At 39.2% G+C, this 21049-nt stretch carries 18 protein-coding genes; 5 read left to right on the plus strand and 13 right to left on the minus strand.

All coding sequences use genetic code 11. The features are described from left to right. The 6 genes from Q7657_RS06420 to Q7657_RS06445 all read right to left on the minus strand — a co-directional run bounded on the left by Q7657_RS06420 (position 1) and on the right by Q7657_RS06445 (position 6144). Entirely contained in the window at positions 1-1311 is a 1311-nt protein-coding gene (locus tag Q7657_RS06420; protein ID WP_107166327.1) for an endonuclease/exonuclease/phosphatase family protein, read from the minus strand. A gap of 241 nt (positions 1312-1552) precedes the next feature. Next, a complete protein-coding gene (locus Q7657_RS06425) occupies positions 1553-3409 on the minus strand; it encodes a leukocidin family pore-forming toxin (protein ID WP_107166328.1) in 1857 nt (618 codons plus the stop codon). Positions 3410-3599: 190 nt separating this feature from the next. After that, positions 3600-4340 carry an AAA family ATPase gene (locus tag Q7657_RS06430; protein ID WP_107166329.1) on the minus strand — a complete coding sequence of 247 codons (741 nt, stop codon included), beginning with the start codon at positions 4338-4340 and terminating at the stop codon, positions 3600-3602. A gap of 136 nt (positions 4341-4476) precedes the next feature. Continuing rightward, entirely contained in the window at positions 4477-5067 is a 591-nt protein-coding gene (locus Q7657_RS06435; RefSeq protein ID WP_107166330.1) for a hypothetical protein, read from the minus strand. 205 nt (positions 5068-5272) lie between these two features. Continuing rightward, complete coding sequence (gene msrA, locus Q7657_RS06440) at positions 5273-5770, minus strand: peptide-methionine (S)-S-oxide reductase MsrA (RefSeq protein WP_107166331.1); 498 nt, start codon at positions 5768-5770, stop codon at positions 5273-5275. Between the two features lie 110 nt (positions 5771-5880). Further along, a complete protein-coding gene (locus Q7657_RS06445) occupies positions 5881-6144 on the minus strand; it encodes a hypothetical protein (RefSeq protein ID WP_146146409.1) in 264 nt (87 codons plus the stop codon). A gap of 260 nt (positions 6145-6404) precedes the next feature. On the opposite strand from Q7657_RS06445, the gene Q7657_RS06450 reads away from it, so the two are divergent. Then, the gene (locus Q7657_RS06450) at positions 6405-8078 is read left to right on the plus strand and encodes an RluA family pseudouridine synthase (protein ID WP_107166332.1); all 1674 of its coding nucleotides are present in this window, start codon (positions 6405-6407) and stop codon (positions 8076-8078) included. Between the two features lie 49 nt (positions 8079-8127). Here Q7657_RS06450 and Q7657_RS06455 read toward each other — a convergent pair whose 3' ends face one another. Together Q7657_RS06455 and gcvA are read right to left on the minus strand one after the other, a co-directional pair. After that, entirely contained in the window at positions 8128-8289 is a 162-nt protein-coding gene (locus tag Q7657_RS06455; RefSeq protein WP_081001725.1) for a DUF2256 domain-containing protein, read from the minus strand. Positions 8290-8360: 71 nt separating this feature from the next. Further along, positions 8361-9275 (minus strand): transcriptional regulator GcvA, encoded by a 915-nt coding sequence (gcvA, locus tag Q7657_RS06460; RefSeq protein WP_107166333.1) that lies wholly within the window; start codon positions 9273-9275, stop codon positions 8361-8363. 207 nt (positions 9276-9482) lie between these two features. Here gcvA and Q7657_RS06465 point away from each other — a divergent pair, with 207 nt between their 5' ends. The 3 genes from Q7657_RS06465 (at position 9483) to Q7657_RS06475 (ending at position 12168) form a co-directional block, all read left to right on the plus strand. Then, complete coding sequence (locus tag Q7657_RS06465; RefSeq protein WP_107166334.1) at positions 9483-10256, plus strand: SDR family NAD(P)-dependent oxidoreductase; 774 nt, start codon at positions 9483-9485, stop codon at positions 10254-10256. Between the two features lie 65 nt (positions 10257-10321). After that, positions 10322-11035, plus strand: a complete 714-nt coding sequence (locus tag Q7657_RS06470; RefSeq protein ID WP_258178267.1) for a cupin domain-containing protein — start codon at positions 10322-10324, stop codon at positions 11033-11035. 2 nt (positions 11036-11037) lie between these two features. Further along, positions 11038-12168 (plus strand): flavin monoamine oxidase family protein, encoded by a 1131-nt coding sequence (locus Q7657_RS06475; protein ID WP_107166353.1) that lies wholly within the window; start codon positions 11038-11040, stop codon positions 12166-12168. A 537-nt stretch (positions 12169-12705) separates the two neighbouring features. Here the strand turns inward: Q7657_RS06475 and Q7657_RS06480 are convergent. From Q7657_RS06480 to Q7657_RS06495, 4 genes are all read right to left on the minus strand, one after another. After that, positions 12706-13041 carry a zinc ribbon domain-containing protein YjdM gene (locus Q7657_RS06480; protein WP_008989696.1) on the minus strand — a complete coding sequence of 112 codons (336 nt, stop codon included), beginning with the start codon at positions 13039-13041 and terminating at the stop codon, positions 12706-12708. Between the two features lie 52 nt (positions 13042-13093). Next, positions 13094-13927: a leucine-rich repeat domain-containing protein gene (locus Q7657_RS06485; RefSeq protein WP_107166336.1), complete on the minus strand. Its 834-nt coding sequence runs from the start codon at positions 13925-13927 to the stop codon at positions 13094-13096. Between the two features lie 252 nt (positions 13928-14179). Then, positions 14180-16024: a selenocysteine-specific translation elongation factor gene (gene selB, locus Q7657_RS06490; protein ID WP_107166337.1), complete on the minus strand. Its 1845-nt coding sequence runs from the start codon at positions 16022-16024 to the stop codon at positions 14180-14182. Between the two features lie 327 nt (positions 16025-16351). After that, complete coding sequence (locus Q7657_RS06495) at positions 16352-16951, minus strand: hypothetical protein (protein WP_053989409.1); 600 nt, start codon at positions 16949-16951, stop codon at positions 16352-16354. A gap of 61 nt (positions 16952-17012) precedes the next feature. Between Q7657_RS06495 and Q7657_RS06500 the strand changes: the two genes are divergently transcribed. Continuing rightward, positions 17013-18131, plus strand: a complete 1119-nt coding sequence (locus Q7657_RS06500; RefSeq protein WP_498826981.1) for a tetratricopeptide repeat protein — start codon at positions 17013-17015, stop codon at positions 18129-18131. Positions 18132-18269: 138 nt separating this feature from the next. Here the strand turns inward: Q7657_RS06500 and Q7657_RS06505 are convergent, their stop codons facing one another. Next, on the minus strand, positions 18270-21035 hold the full coding sequence (locus Q7657_RS06505) for a hypothetical protein (protein WP_107166339.1): 2766 nt from the start codon (positions 21033-21035) through the stop codon (positions 18270-18272). Between the last annotated feature and the right edge of the window lie 14 nt (positions 21036-21049).

Raw genomic sequence — 21049 nt, forward strand, 5'->3', positions numbered from 1 at the left:
TTAGATATCCTTTTTCGGGAATGAACTTAATGAGAAAGAAGTCAACATCGCGCCGTGATCTGATGTTAAATGACTAAAACCTGCTCGTGGGCTATCTATCATGACAGAATCAATTGCCTGTAATTTTTCACCTTTGTAATAAATATAATCAATTCGTTGTGGGGCATCAGAAGTACGCCACATTGGAGACCAAGATGAGCCCGGATAAAGTACTGGATTAGGGTGGATCTCACGGTATGAATCTTTAAATCCAGCATCCGTAAATACTTTTGATACTTTAAATGGAAGGGCTACGCCGTAATGTGCTTTTTTCCATTTTTTATCAAAATCTAGATGAGAGACAGTATTATGATCACCAGCTAAAATAATAGGTGTATCATCAGCGTTACTTAATAGTGGCTCAATAGCATCAATAATTTCTTTAGCCTGAGGTAAACGGTAATTTTTATCCGCTTTTACAGGAGATTCAGGTAAAGGTTTACCATCACGTTTAGCAAGATAATAATCGTCTAGCGGTTTTTCAATATCGTCTTTGTAATATAACCAAGTATCAAGAACCCAAACAGGTTGTTTTAGGCCTGTCTTTTTATCTTCTACATTAATTTTTACGCCGCCAAAATTAAAATTGCCAACCGTTTCACCGTTATAAATAAAACTATCGATAATTTCATATTTGGAAAATACTGCTAGATTGTCTATCCCCTTACCTCTTTGACAAGAGGATTGATCTTCAGGGTTATCACAGGTGATTGTATAATAGTGAATATCTTCAACTGGGACATGATTGGCTTTTGCCATTGCTTCTTGAATTGCCGCACCTTTGCCATAGGTCTCTATTGATAAAAATACGTCAGGATTAATGGCGGCAATATCTTCAACAACACGTTTGATATGATCTTGTAATTCAGGAGTTTCTTCAGCAGGACCAGTCCATACATTCCAAGATAATGTTTTAAATTCCGTCTTTTTTGCTTGCTGACAAACAAGAGCACCATCATTATCAATAACTCTAAACTGTTTGCGGCCTTTAAAACGCACTTTTCCACACATTATTTGCTGCTGATTTTCAGGGTCCCACACACTTAAAGAAACCTTGTCACCTTCTTTAACCCGATCTCGAATAAATGGGGTTTCATTTGTAAAATGGCGTGTTTCATTCAAATTTAAAAAACCATCTGAAGAATCAGGCCCGCCAGCAATATATGGAGTGAGATCAGCACGAGTCGTATCATTCAATAATGAGATATCAAAAGCATTAGCACTATTTGTAATAACGCAACTCATACCAATAAGCAATAATTTACTTTTCATTTTATACTCTCTTAAGTTAAAACAAGAGAGCTTTTAATCCTAAAAAATGACAAATATATTTAAATGGTACATTTTGTTAGGTAAATTTGAACATTGGTTCAGATTAATCTAATTTACCTTCACGGCATGTGGGTATGACATCTCTAACTTTCTTAAATAAAAATAAAGAGAAAGCTGACACTTAAAAGATGCCAGCTTTCTCTTTTTTTAAAACTATAACGTATTAATAAAAGCAAAATAGTTACTGGGAAGATCTCTTAAGAAAGTTAGTATAATCGGTCATTGTACGTAGACTGACCTGATTATTAGCTCCTGTATATAAGCCTAATTGACCTGTCGATTTATTGTGACCAAGAAAACGACCATCATAAAGATTACTTAACTTATCAGTACCTTTCACCCACTTCCAACGCTGACTTAAACTCAAATCACAGGCTTTGAGTTGACTCAATGATTGACCATCTAAGCATAGATTAGTATTCAACGCACTTACATAACGGCTATGTTTATCATAAATAAAGGACTGTGAAACCTTATCTTCAATACATTTCTCGCTAGTTGATATACGTCCCGTTGAAGATGATTCAATACAGCGATCATTAAATCCTCCTAACTGTAAATCCACTAATCGACCGCCAAGAAATACAGGATGTGTCCAATCAACAGTGAAATTAAACTTTTTGTTAACTCTCCTACGAGGTGTATTTTCTAAACCATAATAAGTCTGATGTCCTCCAACCACATAGTAATATTTATAAGCACCATGATAGATAGGGCGTATATTAACTGAGGAATCAATAGTAAAGTCGGTAGTACCTACAACATCAGGTTCAGCGGTAAAAATAACATCCATTTTAGGAATGAAGCTTTTATAACCAATAGGATTAATACGATTTTTATCCGCTGGGTAGGTCATCCCCCATAACGCATCGGTAGAGCGGTTTAGTAATGACTCTGCAGTAGCGTAATGATGACGATTCCATTTGAAACTCACATTTTGACTACCTGTAGTACTTCTCTCAACACGGTAATCTTTTGTTTGAAAAGTTAACCATCTTGATTGTGTATAGCTGGCAGTTACACTTGACGTAGCTTTAGGTCCCGCAGCACTCGCCTCAGTACCCACTGTTACCCCCACTGTAAACCCAGATATTTCTTTATTCTCATAATTAGCATTTAGATTACTGCGTGGCACCGTCCTTAATATTACCGCTTTATTATTTGATGAATTAAATAAAAAAGAATAATCCTGTGCAATCGCACTGGTCGCCCACTCGCGAAAATACCCTATTAACAGACGGTATGGCGCAAAATAAACTTTAGCTTCCAATGAATCATTTAGATGAATACCCGCACCAGAGCTATGATCATCTAAACTTATACGAACAATTTTTGCGTCTGGCGTTTCTGTCCCATCAGTTCCATACGCAAACGAACGTTGCAAATTCACTCTGTAAATTAGTGAGATATTGGCATCTTTACAAAACCGTCTTTTGCCATGCTCATGCCACATTGTTGAGGAACTAAAAGTACATTCTTGAGGAGTAATTTTCCTATTTATTTTCAAATAAAATGATAAATGAGGTAAGGACTTATGCTCTTCTGTACTTAGTACCTCTCCTATTCGTTCAGTTAAATCAATATCGTTTACGTTATTAATATTAGATTCTAATAACGCAATAGAAGGATCCTCATCTCCCACTATTGGAGAGAACATCAATTCACCATTATGTTTAGTAATAATTAACAAATCATCTGGGAAAGAAATACCAATTTGTTTTCTAAATAACTCTTTTGCTAATTCTTTTTCTGATTCGTCAGTAATGCGACTAAAATCAACCAAGGTAGAGTTATTGTATTTCAATACTTTTGTTTTTATCTGTATCAAACTAGATGTAAAATTTTTATTTATATTCTGGTTTGTATCAATTAGCCAATTTCCTGCATTAACATAATTAACTTGTTCACTATTTTGAAGTTGACTAAGTATATTAACAGCTAGCCCTTGTGGTAAATCATCATTAGCTTTAGATATAGAACTAAATAAGCTATAAAACATTGCTATGACAACAGTAAAGTATCTCCTGCCTATTAGCATACAGCCTCCAAGTAACTTTATAATTATTATTCAGTTAAGTAAGACAAAGTATAAGTACTATATTATTTATAGCCCTAATATTTACCAATACAAATAAATAGAGAATGAATATTTATAAAAACAATAAAGTGGATAATTAATAAAAATAAAAAGCACCGATATATTTCGGTGCGAATAAATATTTCAGTACTTACTCTTCTTCCATTAGTATTTTCATCATTTGCTGATGACGATTAAGGAAGTTACGAGTGATTTCATAATGCTCAGTATCTTCATAAGCGGTTTCGTAAATACCACTATCACTGAACTGATAGATCTTCGCTCTTGGGTAGGCAAGTAGAATCGGTGAGTGAGTAGCAATAATGAACTGTGAACCGTCTTCAACCAAACGGTGAATTTCAGACAGTGCCACCATTTGCCTTGCAGGCGACAGCGCAGCTTCTGGTTCATCCATAATGTATAAACCATTACCACGCAGTTTATTGGAAATCATCGCCATAAAAGATTCACCATGAGATTGATGATGTAACGACTGACCACCGTAGCCTTGTAGTGGCGGCGGAATTAGCTGATCTAAATACGTGGCTACATTATAAAAGCTCTCTGCCCGTAAAAAATAATAATCTTTAGGGCGTTTAAAGCTTTTTACTGTTTTGATATAGCGATCTAACTCGGAGTGTGTTTGCTCGGTAGCAAAGCCTGTATTTTTATTACCGCCTTCTGCATTCAACCCCATTGCAACAGCGATAGCTTCAATTAAAGTTGATTTCCCAGCCCCGTTTTCCCCAACAAAAAATGTTACATCAGGGTGAAACTCAATAAAATCCAGCTCTTTAATGGCAGGAATGGAAAAAGGAAATTGATCGTAGCTATCAATTTTGTCGCGCTTTAATTCAATTTCTCGTAAATAAGGCTTTTCTTCAAAGTTCATAACATCTCAAACGGTATTGCTTATCACTTATGTTAGTTAACTGTGTGAAGGTAACATTGATCAGCCATCAATTTGAAATAAAAAGAGCGAGATATTCATACTCGCTCATTAAAACATCAGAACGATTCAGGCTGAATTATTCAGGCTGACCTTGCTTTTTTTCAGCAGCATTGGTAACGGGCTGCGTTGCGCTCTCTTCCGCGGTTGGCATTGATGCAGAAGCTTCAACAGCAGTTGTTGTTGCTGCAGAGGTTTCTGTTGCCGAAGTTGTCTCTACATTTGGTGCTGGCGCAGGATCTGAATGCGGAATAGACTCTGCCGTTGAAGATTCCTGTGAATGAGATTCTGGTGTCACTTGAGTCTCAGGTGCTGAATTTGAATACGTTTGTGTCTCAACCAAAGGCGCTGCCGCATCTTGCTGTACTTGTGCAGCCGTAGGTTGGGTTGATGCTGCCTCTAAGCCTGAACAGGTCATACCCAGTTTTGTTAGCTTTTCAGCAAATGCTTTAGCTTTCGCTTCACAATAGCCTTTTTCATTTTTCGCATCCCATAACACTTCTGTGCCTGTTGATTTGATGTAATGAACTTCACAAGGAACTTGGCTACCAGGGTTCGTGTATACCACTTCAATTACGCGTTCAGAGTCGCCACGCTTACATACGTATTTATCTTGTGCCTGCGCTTGAAAAGCTAAAACAGTTAAAGCAACTAACAGTAATGGTTTCATAACTATGACTCCTAATAGCCATTCTCTATTCTTGAAAATCCTATCTTATGCGTTACACAGTGACTGGAAACTGAATACACAAATAAAGCAGGAATAAAAGATCATTGCCCATTCAGTATAAGATCTTTCGCTATTTTGAGAGGAATAATTAAATAAAAGACTCAATAACGAGTCTTTATCTATGCTTTTACTTTATATGAGGGGCTTATTCTTTAGGTAATACCCAGTCAGGACGAGGGAAATGACAGGTATAACCATTAGGTCGGTGAAGTAAATAATCTTGATGTTCAGGCTCTGCTTGCCAAAAATCACTGGCAGACTCTACTTCAGTTACAACAACTCCCGGCCAAATACCAGACGCATTAATACGCTCAATCATCTTTTCTGCAGCTATTTTTTGCGCATTAGAAGTATAGAAAATTGCCGAACGGTAAGAGGTACCAATATCATTGCCTTGACGATTAGTCGTTGTTGGATCGTGAATTTGAAAAAAGTAGGCCAAAATATTATCAAAACTGGTTTGGCTATCATCAAATATGATTTCAATGGCTTCTGCGTGAGTACCATGATTAGGGTACGTAGCATTTACTACATCACCTCCAGTATAGCCAACACGCGTAGTCAGAACCCCTATTTGACGACGAATGAGATCCTGCATGCCCCAAAAACAACCGCCCGCTAAAATCGCTTTTTGTTGTGCCATCGTTAACTCCTTCGTTTTCTTACATCTCAATTCGATATATACCCTACCAAATTTCTTAGATGTGTTTTGTTCTTAACTATCTAACTTTACGGGTACAGATCAACGTTGATTTAAGATTTACAACTTTCTTTTGAAGTACTTACCTCTATCACGTTACATGCGCAAGGCGTTACTTGAAGAACAGAATATTCTCTACGATCTTCATCGTTCACACTATGATCTGATATTGTGCTTCCTTTTTCACTTTGTCTAAGAGAGCTTGAAATAGTCAACGTTTGTTCGTTTTCAAGGTGTATATTCAATTCAGCTATGCTAACTCTTATCTCTTGACCACTTTCATTTATATAAGAAACAGTCACATTATTTCGTTTCATTGCTAAAGCCCTTAATTTTTATTATTTGTACGCTGAAAAATCAGGCAAGTTGAACAATCCTATTTCTTTTTTGTTTGTTTTTCTTCTTTTTCTTTTTGAAATTGAATATCACCTATGTGATAGCGATAGCGCAGATAAAAATATCGTACGTATTGTTACTGCTTGAACATGCCAGTTAACGCCTTTAGCTAAACCCTATCACTCGTACTCTCCAGCATAGAGTGATAAAATCCGCATCCCATTTTGCGATAGATAACACCATGCACGATTCAATCTTTACTCCATTTCGCTCATCGATTGAGGCTATCGCCTTACCTGAACGTTTTACTTATCCTTTTTGTTATAAACCACATCCACTCAGTGTATTAGCTGCACAAGAGTTGCAACAACATCTAGAAACACAAACCGAATGGCAACACGATTTTGGGATAGATGGTTTAACACAAGGCAATCACACTGATGCTATTGGCACTATGTTCGGTGTATTAGTGGTACAAAACGCACAAGGCGAAATCGGTTATCTATCAGCATTTTCAGGTGCTATTGCAGGGCAAACTCAACTGCCCCATTTTGTACCGCCTGTATTTAATACGCAGCAAACCGATCCAGAGATCCATGCAAGACAAACTGAGCTTGCAGCAATAGCGTCTGAAATAACGAGTGTAGAATCTTCACCTCGTTTTGCTAAATTACAGCAACAATATAGCCAAGCCAAAACACAAGCAGAGCAAGAATCTGAAGCCTTTCGTTTACAGATGATTGAACAGCGCAAACAGCGAAAATTACAACGTAAAGCAGCCGAGCAAAGTGATGATGAAAGCTTTAAAACCGAGGAGTTTCATCGCTTAGCCCGTGAAAGCGCTTACGACAAACATCAGCAAAAAGCATTGCGCCAACAGTGGCAACAAACGCTGCTATCACTGAGCGAGCAGCTTGAAACAGATACCACTGTGCTTGCTGAACTGAAAGCCAAGCAAGCTAAATTAGCAGCACAGTTAGAACAAAGTATTCATAGCCAATACCGCTTTGTGAACCAGTTTGGGGAATACAAAGATCTTAATCAGCTATTTGATGAATTGCCCCAAGGTGCGGGCGATTGCGCTATCATCAAACTGCTTCAATATGCATTTGCTAATGGCTTAACTCCATTAGCCATGGCGCATTTCTGGTGGGGACAATCACCTGCGCCACAAATGCTGAAACATAAATACTTTTATGAAGCATCAAAAAACAAATGTGAGCCGATTTTAGCGCACATGTTGTCAGGCATTGCCATCGACGATAACCCATTAGAGCAAAACCCAGCAGAAGGTAAAGAGTTAAGCATTGTCTATCAAGACGATGACATGGTGATCATCAATAAACCGGCAGAGTTCCTATCGGTACCAGGTAAAACCATCATCGATTCAGTCTATAGCCGAATGCAAGCCATGTTCCCTGATAGCGATAGTCCGTTGATTGTTCATCGTTTAGATATGTCGACATCAGGCTTGATCGTGATTGCATTAACCAAAGATGCCCACAAAGCACTGCAAAAACAGTTTATCGAACGTACGGTAGAAAAACGCTACGTTGCCCTATTGGAAGGGACAAGTGAAGCGAATGAAGGCGTGATTGATTTTCCTATGCGAGTGGATTTAGACGATCGCCCTCGTCAAATCGTGTGTTACCAATACGGCAAGCCCGCACAAACCACATGGCAAGTGCTTGAACGTAAAGATGGCAAAACAAAAGTATATTACTTCCCGAAAACAGGTCGAACTCACCAACTTCGCGTTCATTCAGCCCATGCTAAAGGGATGAATATGCCCATTGTCGGTGATGACTTATACGGTCAAAAAGGTGAGCGTTTATGTTTGCATGCCCAATACCTAGCGTTTAATCACCCAACCACCAACGAACGTGTGGTATTTGAAGTCGCAGAAGATTTTTAACGTTAATACAAACGCTTAAACAGCAAGGCTGATCATAACTATCGAGTTTTCAATCAGCCTTGCTGCTTTTTAAGATGTGTTGCTTTGAACGTCGACAACGCTCAGAGCAATACTTCACATCATCCCAACACTGTTGCCATTTTTTACGCCAAGTAAACGGACGTTGGCAAACCACACAGACTTTCGATGGTAGATTGCATTTCTTGTGCACATTGAATTCTCGTTGAACTCACTATTTTTCCTTACGTGTTCAATCGTATTTTCGATTCAAAACCAGCACATTTATTCAACTTTCGCTTCAGCAAATAACCAATCACGAAACACTTGAGTTTTGGCAAGCGCCACAGCTTCCGACTTATACACCACATAATAAGCCAGTGGAGAATCAAATTGGATCTCAGGAAATAGCCGTACTAACCGCCCTGCTGCTAAATCATCTTTCACCATGACACTTCGTGCTAATGCCACACCACTACCATCAATCGCTGTTTGTAATACTGCTGCTGAGTTATTGATCTGAATATTATGGACTGATTGATGTTTCTCTACGCCAGCTTTTTCTAACCATGCCGACCATGTTGGAAATCCGGTATGTTCATCCATTGATAAATCATGAATTAAGGTTTCTTGTAGCAATTGCTCAGGCTTTGTTAGTCTTTCAGCTTGCTCTAATAATCGTGGTGAACAGACAGGAAATACTTCTTCTTCCATGAGCTTTTCTGCCACCAGCCCCTGCCAATTCCCCGTACCATAACGCACACCAATATCGACACGCTGAATAACGAAATCGATCGGTTTTAAATTAGTATCTAGCCGCACATCCGTTTCAGGACACAGTGCTTGAAAGCGATCAAGCCGTGGCAATAACCATTTAGCAGCAAACGCAGGACTGACGGTGACCGTTAATATGCCGCATGTCGGGCTTTGCTGAAGCAGATCTAACCCCAATGCTAATTTATCAAACCCTGCTCGAATATCCGGTAATGCACGCTCTGCCGTTTCCGTTGGCACTAACCTAATTTTTCCGCTATTTGCTCGGTGAAATAATGGCGTATCTAACCACTCTTCCAAGGTTCTCACTAATTGCCCTACCGCAGCAGGGGTGACGTTTAGCTCTTCCGCTGCCGCAGAAAAACTTTGATGGCGTGCGCTGGCTTCAAAGGCTTTCAACGCATTTAAATGTATAGGTAATTTCATAGCGATAAAGTTTTTCTTTAGCGTAGTGACAGATTATCTCATTTGTCGGAATCATCAAAAACAACAAAAATGTCATCAAAGCCAATGAGCAGCTAAACAATGCTACTCAATCATAAAAATGACTCGGATAACTTAAGACTAACATGAAAGTTTTTCTTTTGTTGAGAGTGAATAATAAAGACAACGAGAAAAAGAGAGAGTAAAGCCATGAGTGAACTATTTGCAGGTAAAAAACTACTAGTGATCGGTGGTACGAGCGGTATGGGTTTTGAAACTGCCCGTCAGGTATTAGAACAAGGCGGTCGTGCCGTTGTCGTTGGTCATCGAGTAGAAAAAGCCGAGCAAGCACAACACGATCTTGCGCAATTTGGTTCTGTTGAAGCCTTAACCGCAGATCTGACAAGTGAGGCTGGGGTTAACTCACTGTTAGCCACTATTGATGAGAAGCACCAAGATATCGATCTATTAGTGAATGCTGCCGGTGTATTTTTCCCTAAACCATTTATTGAACACACGGGTGATGACTACGATAAATACATGCAGCTTAATCGTGCGTTTTTCTTCATCACTCAAAAAGTCGCAGCCAATATGATAGCCAATCATCGTAAAGGCGCCATTGTGAACATTGGCTCTATGTGGGGCAAACAAGCCATTGCTGCCACACCATCATCAGCCTATTCAATGGCAAAAGCAGGACTTCATGCACTGACGCAACACTTAGCGATGGAGCTTGCTGCAAACAATATTCGTGTCAATGCAGTATCACCGGCAGTAGTACAAACCCCAATTTATGAAGGTTTTATTCCTAAAGATGAGGTACACACTGCCCTGCAAGGATTTAACGACTTCCACCCTATTGGTCGTGTTGGTACGCCTGCTGATGTTGCCAATGCCGTGACGTTCTTACTGTCTGATAAAGCGGATTGGGTCACAGGTGCTGTTTGGGATGTCGATGGTGGTGTAATGGCAGGCCGTAACTAAACCAATAAATTACGTTAAATCAAAACGTTATTAATAACGTGTTTTGTATCACTAAGGGTGATGGTATGACGACCATTACCCTTCACTACTACGTTTACGAGGAGACTACCATGCATGTTAACGCTGATTTTACTCGCCCTGTCACCATTAGTGCCGATCGTTACCATTGGGTGGCATCGACCCAACCGGGCGTAGAACGCATGATGTTAGATCGCATTGGTGGTGAGAAAGCCCGTGCGACAACCGTGGTTCGTTATGCACCACAATCATCATTTCCTCATCATATTCACCCTGGTGGCGAAGAGATCTTAGTGCTATCAGGGACATTTTCCGATAGCACTGGTGATTATTCTGAAGGCTGGTATTTACGCAATCCGCCATCTTCAACGCACACGCCATTTAGCACTCAAGGCACGACGATTTTTGTCAAGCTATGGCAAATGCGTGAAGAAGATACCAAGACACAACGTATCAACACCAAGGATCTTAAGAACTGGCAATGTATCAATGGCAGAGCCGTTTGTGTCTTGTTTCATGATCGTTATGAAACAGCCAGTTTAGAAAAAGTCCCCACCTATAACCAAGTGTGTGATTTAACAGTGGCAGCAACGGAAATATTGGTTGTAGAAGGTAGTGTTAAACGTGATGGGATCACATATCACCAAGGTAGCTGGTTACGATTACCACAACATTCAACACCTCAAGTGTATGCCGGTGAGCAAGGTGCCACGGTGTACATTAAACAAGGTGAATTTGTGAATATTGAAAGTGAGGCATGATCATGACACATAAAAAAGTAGCCATTTTAGGTGGTGGGCTAAGTGGTCTTTATGCTGCCTATTTACTAGAGCAACAAGGGATCCAAGATTATATCTTACTCGAAGCTCGCGACATTCTAGGCGGTAGGATCATGGGATTTCAGCCCAATGATGAGCCATACTCGTTCGATCTTGGCCCGACATGGTTTTGGCCCGATATTCAGCCACAATTTGCACAAGTGATTGCTGATTTAGGCTTAACCGTTTTTGCTCAAAACGATGATGGCAATATGTTAGTCGAACAATCGTTGGAGCAAGCCCCTCGTGAATTAGCAGGTTTTGTGACCTCCCCTACCTCTATGCGATTAACTGGCGGTATGGATAGTATTATTAAGGCGCTGGCAGCTAAACTAAGGAACCCTGATATTTACCTATCAACACGAGTAACACAAATAGAGCACAAGCGTGATTTAATCACGGTTCACTGCCAAGAAAGCCATGCCGATACAGAGCATAGTGTTAATGTTGATCACGTATTGTTGGCTATTCCACCACGTTTAGTCAGCCACAATATCGTGTTCTCACCATCACTACCTAAAGAATTGATCACGCAGTGGCAAAACACCGCGACATGGATGGCACCTCATGCTAAATACATTGCGGTTTATGAGCGTCCATTTTGGCGAGAGCAAGGGCTATCAGGCAGTGCACGTAGTATGGTTGGTCCTATGGTTGAAATTCATGATGCATCAGAGGCTAATCATTCAGCCAATCAGGATAACAATGCGGCACTGTTTGGCTTTATTGGCATTCCTGTCGCACAGCGAAAAATGATTGGAGAAGCCCAATTAAAAGCTTATTGCCAGCAACAACTCATTCGATTATTTGGTGAACAAGCTGCTACCCCAATAGCACATATCATTCAAGATTGGGCGCAAGAAACATTCACCGCCACCTCATTTGATGCGCAAGAGATGACCCATAGTTTGCCTCCTGCTAATGCTCCTTTTCAGGGGGCGTGGGCTCGGAATATAACAGGCATTGCTAGCGAATGGGCACCGGAATTTCCCGGTTTTCTTGCTGGTGCAATTGAAGCGGCAAACATTGGTGTTACACGTTATATAGCCCTACATAAAGAAAATGCTAAGGCATAATATCAGCGACTAATGATTTTATATTCTGCTAGTACTTTATCATTCTATCGTAGCTAAAAGCATTTCATGATCTATTCCGCTCGCTATTAGATATAAATAGCGAGTAAAAATAATTATCAATCCACTACACTCACTGATAATTTATCAAGATAATCTAATAAGTACAGTGGTGAACACTCTTTCATTGCTATTCGACGTAGTATATCTGCGCTTTCATCATCACCGCCCAAGCAACGCTTAATCAACTGATTTATTTCAGTTTTTGTTAGACCATCGTAATTAAGGGTTTAAATCCATTTATATTCAACGGAATTTAAATCAGAAATAACCTGCCTTCCTAGCTTTAATTGACTCATTTGAAATCCTTATAAATGGCAACGACTTAGACTATTTAATACAGAAAATAATAATATTTCAAATTATATTACGATTTAAAAACAAAAAAGCAGAGATATAAGTCTCTGCTTTTTATTAGTGAAATGAGTTCTAAAAATAACGTTTTACAATAACTATGAGTAATAAAAATATTATTAGATATTAAGCTTTCTTTACAAATTGCGCAGTGATCATCATGTCACCCGCACCATCCACTTTACAATCTAATTGGTGATCTTTACCTTCAACAATACGTTTAATAACAGCTTTGGTACCAATTTTTAGTACTAATGAACTGCCTTTCACTTTAAGATCTTTTATAAAGGTTACTTTATCGCCTTCTTGCAATAAGGTGCCATTCACATCCTTCATTACAATGGTTTCTTCTGCTGCAACTTCAGCTGGATTCCATTCATGAGCACATTCAGGACACACAAGGTTCGCTTGATCTTGGTAAACATATTCAGACTGACAATTTGGGCATGGTGGTAAAGACATAAATAACGCTTCTTTGATAAATGTAATAATGTTGTGCGCTATGTTAATAGCTCTATTTAATCACTTCAACACCGTCATCTGCTTCATAATCATCAAGATATGGGTTAGCACTGATATCTAATTTTGTCAGTGTATTATCTGTTGCCCACAATGCGCGTAATTTCGGGTTTTTACTCACATCAATAGACGTGAGTTTATTATCAGTTAACCTTAATTTTTCTAACGCTGTATTATGAGTAACATCTAACTCAACCATTTGGTTATACATTAGTGATAAGCTTTTGAGTTTGCTGTTTTTACTCACATTAACAGTCGTAAGTTGGTTTTCACTTAATCCTGCCTGCACTAAGTTAGGGTTCTGACTAAAATCAAGCGTTGTAAATTGGTTGCGCTCCGCCAATAGATATTTTAATTGCGGATTTTTGGATAAATCTAACGTAGTGAGTTTATTTGCTACAACCGCTAAATCTGTAAGCTTAGGATTATGGCTTAAATCAATGTCAGTTAATTGATTAAAGCTAACCCCTAATTCTTTTAATTGAGGATTTTTACTTACATCAATCTTCTCGATCTTCGATTTAGTAATAAAGACGCTTTCTAGTTCTGGATTATGGCTTAAATCTACCTGTTTTAGCTCAGGACCAGAGATCTGTAACTCTTTTAACGCAGGGAAGTATGCTAATTCATCAATATTATTAATAGCGAACTGGCTACAAGATAGCTTTGTTATTACAGCAGGATCTTCGATTTGTTGTGCAAGCACACATTGTTTAAAGTTTTCATCTTTAAAGGGGATCTCACTTACCTTGTTAAAATCGGTCGCAGCTACCTGACCAGATACCATTAACGCCAATGCAGTAAGTGTGAATGTCTTTAGTGGATCCATTGCTGAATTTACTCCCTATTTCTTGGATACTCATTCTTAATACGTTATTCCAAGGAGGAATAACGTACTAAGAATCCTAGTATCGAATTTAAAATGAGAGAAATCTTAATTACAAAAATTTGCACCGGATCAAATAAATACCGTTAATAGCATCCGTTGACTTATATTGAAAAACAAAAAGCCTATTGTTTCGGTTAATTTGAAAACAATAGGCTTCAGACATGATATAGGATTAGCGTTACGATATTCGGTTTATGCCGTCCACGCTTTTAAAATAATGCGCTCATCGCCATCACGACGTACCCAGCCATCTTTTTCCATCCTGTTTGCTAATGGAATAGAGTATTTACGACTCAACTCGGTGCGATCTTTAATATCACCCATAGAGATACGATCTTGCGGTTGATGATCGGCAATCACAGCTTTGACTAAATCAAGATACAATCCCATATCAAAGTAAATCGTGTCATCTAATGCGGTAATGTATTTTTGATGGCTTAACTGACGCAACCACTTTTTACCACCAGCCACGGTAACTTTATTCAGCTCAAGCCCTGCTTTACCAAAACTGCGGATCTGCTGCAAAATCTCTTGTGCCACAGCAGGGAGATCATCTTCATTATCCCCCTCACCTAGACACCATTTGCCATAGCTAATATGCACTTTTTCTTGCTGTTTAAGCTGTTGCATTAGTGTGTCAATCACCACGTCATTAACACGTAAACGGGTAGCAAGCTCTGCTGACGCCATTGAAATACCAGCCGCTAACAACGCATCAATCTGCTGATAAGTCTCAATTAACCATTGATTATCAAAACAATACGGTGCGATGTAGGTTTGCTCGACCTCAGATGTAAAATCAACATCTGTCGTTTCAAAATAACCTTGCAGCGCAAGTAACATCTCACGCTGAGATTCTGGTATTAAATATTCAGGTAAATTATCTAGCGCTTGGTATAAACGACGCTTTTGATAACCCATCACAGGCTCAAACCAAACGATCTCAGCCCCATGTTGCAAACCGCAACCTCCTTTTTGGATCATCACTAAACGTTGACCAAAAATCAGTGGTAATGGTCTATCAAACACTAATCGAGCTAATTTGGTATTAGGAATGTAACTCAGACGTGCTGCACCATGCCAAGTCCCCATCGCAACTTCTACATGGCGTTGTTTACGTTGCTTTAAGTTCTCAGCAGTTTTATTTAAGCGAACAATACACATTTCTCGCATCGACGCTGTCATGTGTGTAGAAGTTAGCACATGCCCACGACCCACATCTTTTCGGCTGATCCCTTTTACATTCACTGCCACACGACATGTTGCAGAAACACTTTGATGCTGCTGATGATAAGCCTGAAGTGAGCGAACGGTACCCAAAATATTAGCAGGATAACAACGCACCTTATCCCCGATGTTTAATGTCCCTTGCGCCAAGGTGCCCGTTAATACGGTACCAATACCATTCACAACAAATGCACGGTCGATATACATTAATGGCTCAGCGGGTTTTACTTCAGTATTACCCTGATTGCTCACTAATGTTTGTTTACGACAAATATTGGCTTTCACGGTTTCAATAAGTAGTGAACGTAGCGCAGGGATATTGTCGTTCTTAAGCGCTGACACGCTTACGATTTCAGGTAATAGCCCTGTCATTTCCAGCACGTTATCTAACGCTTGCTCTTCAATCTCCGCTAACTGCTCTGGCGTGGCTTTATCGCGTTTGTTAATACAAACCACAATGTCTTCAATTCCCATTGCATGAGCAACTTGCAAGTGGGAGGTAGTCATGGGCATCCAACCTTCATCAGCGGCAATAACCAACAACAACACATTTAGATGCCATACCCCAGCAACCATGTTTCTTAGGTAACGTTCATGGCCCGGCACATCAACCACGCCAATGGTATTACCGGCATCATCTTTAAAATGGGCAAAACCAAGATCTTGCGTCATGCCTAATGCTTGTTCATGAGGACGAGCCGTGATTATGCCCGTTAATGCTTCAATCAGTGCGGTTTTACCGTGATCAACATGTCCTGCTAAACCAATAACCGCTTGATATTTTTCTAAATGTTGAGGCTGTAACGCCATTGAACTGCCTTTATTGAAGTAAATAATCATTTTTAGTAGCAATGATATAAGTACTTAATATTTAAACTTTTGACTAAATACGTTTAAATATTAAACACTGAAGATAGATTTATATCATTCACAATATATTTTTCGACATAGTAATAGAGTTATTATGTGTGATAATTGATTCTTATCAATTTGTATTATAAATAATAATGGATGTGAGAAATAATAAAGGATATTGCAGTTTATTTAATGGCTATATTTTATCACTAATCATTAACTTGCTTATTTAATCAACAAAAAAGCCTCGCTATTGCGAGGCTTTTCTTAATAATGTGACAACTACTTAATCACGTTATTATCTTTCATATTAGAGATTAATATCCCTGTTAACTCATCAATAATATTATTCATATCGGTAGGATCAACCGACTCTGATGAGGTTGACCATACTGGCACATGGCTCTTTGTATCAAACAAGGTAAATTCAACGTTTACGAATTCATAAGACACGGAGTAGCTATCGTCATAAATATAGCTGTATGACGTGTTGTAATAGTTATAGAAACTCACACTTCGACCATAGCCAAAGCCCGTATTCCCAGGGTATCTAACCTCTTTATCCTCAATGTTAATCAGCTTAGCCACAAATACGGTTTGTGTATTATTTTTCTTTACATAAGCTTCAATATCACTTTTTGATGGAAGCTCATTAGGAAAAATTTGCGAACTTGGTATTGCGTTTACACCATTCGCACGGAGCTGATTAGACATATCATCTTCAAATATTCTTCTTACGCGCAAGTTGTCAGACATCGCAACGACGATCGTACTTTTTATAGGAAATTGAGTATAAGTTGTGTCAACCCAAGAGGAAGTTAAATTACTTGAGGAACACGCTGTTAATAGACCACTTAATAGAAAAATAAATAGGTTACGCATAATACATCCCTTAACTTATGTTCTAAAATTAACAATAGTACAGGGATAGGAGAAATCAATTATGAAAAGGTTATTGTTACCTGCTTTAATATTATTTTCAGGATGTTCTATTGATAATTCTGAAAAAGAGAAAACATCGACAGTAATAAAAAAGCATGCTGATGAAAAAAAAGTTAAACAAGCGACTCCTGCAGCAATAACATTAGAAGAAAGAATAGAAAAAGTCGAAAGCCCTGACACCTATCAATATGAAAAAACACATCATATTTCCGCTATCAAAAAACTAGCTATTGATGATCCCAATGCAATGTTTTATATCGCAGCCTTATATGAAGAAGGTGAATTACTCCCTTTATCCCCAGAAGAAGCCCGTGCGTTATATAAAAAGGCGGCCGATAATGGTCATACTCTGGCTCGTTATTATCTCGCACTGATGCTTATTGATGGTAGAGGGGGAAAAGCCAACCACAGTGAGGCTGAGCGACTCCTTTTTATTAATCATGAAAAATCACATGGTCCTTCCTCTTATTCTTTAGCTTATCTTTATTTTATTCATGATGATTTTAAAAATACCGTCAAGATCATGGAAAGCAACAAAATTGAAATGCATGAGAGTAATGCATATTTACTCGCTATCTCCTACTTACAACTAAATAAAAATCTCGATAAAGCCATGACACTTCTTCATGATGCAGCCAGTAAAGATCATAAATATTCACATCAAACATTAGGGAAAATTTATCGTCATGGTATCCATAATACCAAACGAGACTTGGAAAAAAGTTACTTCCACTATACTGAAGCAGCAAAAGACAACGATCCTAAAGTGCTATATGAAGTGGCGACACTCAGTTTTAAATACCCTTTTTTAATCAATAGCAATTATGATATCCCATTGAAGCAACTCACTCTCGCAGCAGAAGAAAACTATGAACCAGCGACATTTCAATTAGCAAAACTCTACGATCAAGGCTATCAAATTCAGCAAGATTATAAACAGGCACTCTATTGGTATAAAAAGTCTGCTGAATCTGGCAATAATAAAGCCATGTATAACTTAGCTAGTATGTATGCTAACGGTGATGGAGTTGAAGAATCTTATGAACAAGCGGAATTTTGGTTAGAAGAGTCTGCAAATCATGGCAATAAACGTGCGATAGAACTTTTAGCGCAAGAATAATTATCCTTTCCTTTTATTTCTCTTTTTATTTTCTCCTCCATTTTTCATCTACCTCCCTTTTAAAAAGAAAAAAAACTTGCTTGGCGAATAATTGCCAAGCAAGTGTTTCCGTTAATAAATAACGAGAATCAGTAATTCTTATTCATCTATTTTTATACCAAAAGTCAATGTCACTGAATCACCAGGAATAACAGTGCCAGCGCTACCAATAATTGCACCTGTACTACCATTCAAAATATTATTAACTGACCCTGACGTAATTGATGGCACACCACCTGTCACAATAAATGAGGTAAACGTTGGTGATACATCTTCAATGCTAACATTGAGTGCATCTTTAATACCGACGTTAGTTGCTATTAACTGATAAAGGACACACTTACCAGGCTCAACAGATAACTGTGAAGTAACAAACGGTGAATCGGCAGTACCATTACAGTCGGTATCATGCGCTTGCTCTTTCACAACCTCCATATTGGTATTAGAGACTCTTGTTGAATCAATAATTTCTAATACTCCACAAGGACTAGTTAATGTTATCGTCGTAAGGTTAATAACACCCTCTTGTGCATTCGCAGGCACTAATACTTTAACGAAGAACAAAACATTTGAATTTGCTGGAATGCTTGCAATTGATGTTATCGACGCATCCGCACCATTAAAATCACCAGAACCATCAGTGTCTTCGTAAATTACAGCATTGAAGCCAGTAATACTGTTCGCTACCGCAATCGTCACAGGTCCTACAGGATCATTGCTGTTATTCGTTAATGTATGAGTGTAAACCTTCGAGCCACCCACATGTGTCACACCCGATAAGTTATTAGATGAGCCTACACATAGGCCGCTATTATCAACGGTGACAGCATCATGCTTGGTATCTGTTGCACCGGTTGTTTCAGAAGTGACTTTAAAGTAAATCGATTGGGTGACCGTTGCCGCTGTGTCAGGCACCGTCACATCAGCATAAACAAGAAATGCTGCATCAGGTGCTAATACAGGGATCCCTGTGATCACATTATCAGTTGAATCTTTAAATACAACAGTCCATCCAGCCGGTAAATCACCAGCACTGAAATCGCTATCGCTGTATTCAAGTTTATAACCATCAGCTACCGCTGAAGTATTAGTGACATATAAAGTAAAGCGAGTGGTTTTACCTGGCTCTACCGTATTGGTTGTCACTGCTGCGGTTTCAGCGCCAGCACCAAAACCACAATTATCATCAGCTGCATCACAACTATCTTCAACTGTAGTTGGCGTTTCTGCACGGAAGTTATTAGTTAAATCAACAGTGCTTAATTCAATGGCACTTAATTGATCCGTAACTGTATTGGTCTTAGAGATGTCATTGGATGAGGTTGCACGTTTCACCACTTCATAAGGACCACCTGTTGCGTTTGGTGGCAGTGTCGCAACAAGCACAACTTTATAACCACAGTTGCCATTAACATCCGTTACTTGATAGCTACGACATGTTTGCCCTGATGCTGGGATCACACCTGTATCAGGATTACTATCGTTGTCAGTATCAACTAACGGTGTAACACCGTCACTTTTATAAATGTAGAAACTGGTGCCTGCAGGGAAAGTAGAGTTCTCATAAGTAATATTGAATGTGTCTTCAGCATTACTTGTATTCCAAATGTAGTTAGTAAAGTAAACACGCTCACCTTGCTTCGCAGTTGGCACATTGACAATTTCGTGATTGGTATCATCATTACCATCACAGTTATTATCCGTACCAGTATCACAACCACCGTTGTTAGCAATCACGCTGTATTCTGCATTGATCCTAAACGGTACTGTGTTGGTATTGGTAGATTCGACTTCGCCAGGATCTACCTGTCCACTATTATCAGCATCAAATCCATAAACACCCGTGTTATAAACGATGCCAGCTTCAGCACCATTATCAATCATCACTTCAAATGAAACTGTGGCTGATTCATTTGATGCAAGACCATCCATTGTAAATTCAACAATGTCACGAGTCGGACAGTTAATGGCATCATTGACACAAGTCGTGAAACTTAAATCAGATGTACCATCAGTACCACTACCACCTGCAGTGACGCCCGAGGCTGTTAACTGAGTACCAGAAACACTCCAGTTCACACCACCGTTAAAGCGCATCCCCTCAGGTAACTCATCTTTCAAGATAACACCATTGGTATTGGCTGGATCCATATCAGTAATACCAATATTGGTATAGGTGAAGGTTACTGTATAAGGACCACTTGGCGCCGCGCCATTATCAGCACTGATCGACTTAGTGATATCAATAATTGGTAAATCGGTGACAGTAACATCATCGGTATTGGTTTCAGTACCCACCATCCCCGTCGCAACAGGTACACCATTCACATCTACCTGTTGACTGGTGGCTGTAATGGTTAATGAATCCGATGAATTCAACGCAGCCGCTGCGGAAATATCTGTCACAATAACAAAGGAATAACTTTCACCTGGTGCTAATGGCCCTATGATGTCTGTATTTGGATCAATGGCCGCTACACCTGCATCCTCAACACCATCGTTTGGCGAGTTATCAGGGTAAATAGACGCCCCTGCAATCACTGCACCGCCAGGTAAAACAATATCAAAGTCATACGTATCGGTCACATTACCTGTGTTAGTTAACACATGAGTAAAGGTTACCTGACCACCAGCGGCAGCCAATTTAGACTGATCAAACGTCAACGTCATGGCCGCTACAGGTTGTACAACAGTTTCAACTAAATTTGACGTTGTACTACGTTCGATCCCAGCACTGTCTCGATACGTTGCACCTGCTTGGTTCTTTATCACTGTTCCTGATTCAGTTAATGCTGATGCATAAAAACTAATCAATAACGAAACAGGCATCAAAATCTTGATGATAAACCTGTAGAAGACATTCATATGACGCTCCTCCG

It is taken from the genome of Candidatus Photobacterium acropomis (assembly GCF_030685555.1).
Taxonomy (GTDB): Bacteria; Pseudomonadota; Gammaproteobacteria; order Enterobacterales; family Vibrionaceae; genus Photobacterium; species Photobacterium lucens.

Coding starts and splice junctions, on each gene's coding strand:
- Q7657_RS06500 (WP_498826981.1), top strand. CDS start 17,013: ATGAAAAGGTTATTGTTACCTGCTTTAATATTATTTTCAGGATGTTCT.
- Q7657_RS06445 (WP_146146409.1), bottom strand. CDS start 6,144: ATGAAACGAAATAATGTGACTGTTTCTTATATAAATGAAAGTGGTCAA.
- Q7657_RS06430 (WP_107166329.1), bottom strand. CDS start 4,340: ATGAACTTTGAAGAAAAGCCTTATTTACGAGAAATTGAATTAAAGCGC.
- Q7657_RS06495 (WP_053989409.1), bottom strand. CDS start 16,951: ATGCGTAACCTATTTATTTTTCTATTAAGTGGTCTATTAACAGCGTGT.
- Q7657_RS06470 (WP_258178267.1), top strand. CDS start 10,322: ATGACGACCATTACCCTTCACTACTACGTTTACGAGGAGACTACCATG.
- gcvA (WP_107166333.1), bottom strand. CDS start 9,275: ATGAAATTACCTATACATTTAAATGCGTTGAAAGCCTTTGAAGCCAGC.
- Q7657_RS06485 (WP_107166336.1), bottom strand. CDS start 13,927: ATGGATCCACTAAAGACATTCACACTTACTGCATTGGCGTTAATGGTA.
- Q7657_RS06420 (WP_107166327.1), bottom strand. CDS start 1,311: ATGAAAAGTAAATTATTGCTTATTGGTATGAGTTGCGTTATTACAAAT.
- Q7657_RS06480 (WP_008989696.1), bottom strand. CDS start 13,041: ATGTCTTTACCACCATGCCCAAATTGTCAGTCTGAATATGTTTACCAA.
- Q7657_RS06450 (WP_107166332.1), top strand. CDS start 6,405: ATGCACGATTCAATCTTTACTCCATTTCGCTCATCGATTGAGGCTATC.
- selB (WP_107166337.1), bottom strand. CDS start 16,024: ATGGCGTTACAGCCTCAACATTTAGAAAAATATCAAGCGGTTATTGGT.
- Q7657_RS06465 (WP_107166334.1), top strand. CDS start 9,483: ATGAGTGAACTATTTGCAGGTAAAAAACTACTAGTGATCGGTGGTACG.
- Q7657_RS06475 (WP_107166353.1), top strand. CDS start 11,038: ATGACACATAAAAAAGTAGCCATTTTAGGTGGTGGGCTAAGTGGTCTT.
- Q7657_RS06435 (WP_107166330.1), bottom strand. CDS start 5,067: ATGAAACCATTACTGTTAGTTGCTTTAACTGTTTTAGCTTTTCAAGCG.
- Q7657_RS06505 (WP_107166339.1), bottom strand. CDS start 21,035: ATGAATGTCTTCTACAGGTTTATCATCAAGATTTTGATGCCTGTTTCG.
- Q7657_RS06425 (WP_107166328.1), bottom strand. CDS start 3,409: ATGCTAATAGGCAGGAGATACTTTACTGTTGTCATAGCAATGTTTTAT.
- msrA (WP_107166331.1), bottom strand. CDS start 5,770: ATGGCACAACAAAAAGCGATTTTAGCGGGCGGTTGTTTTTGGGGCATG.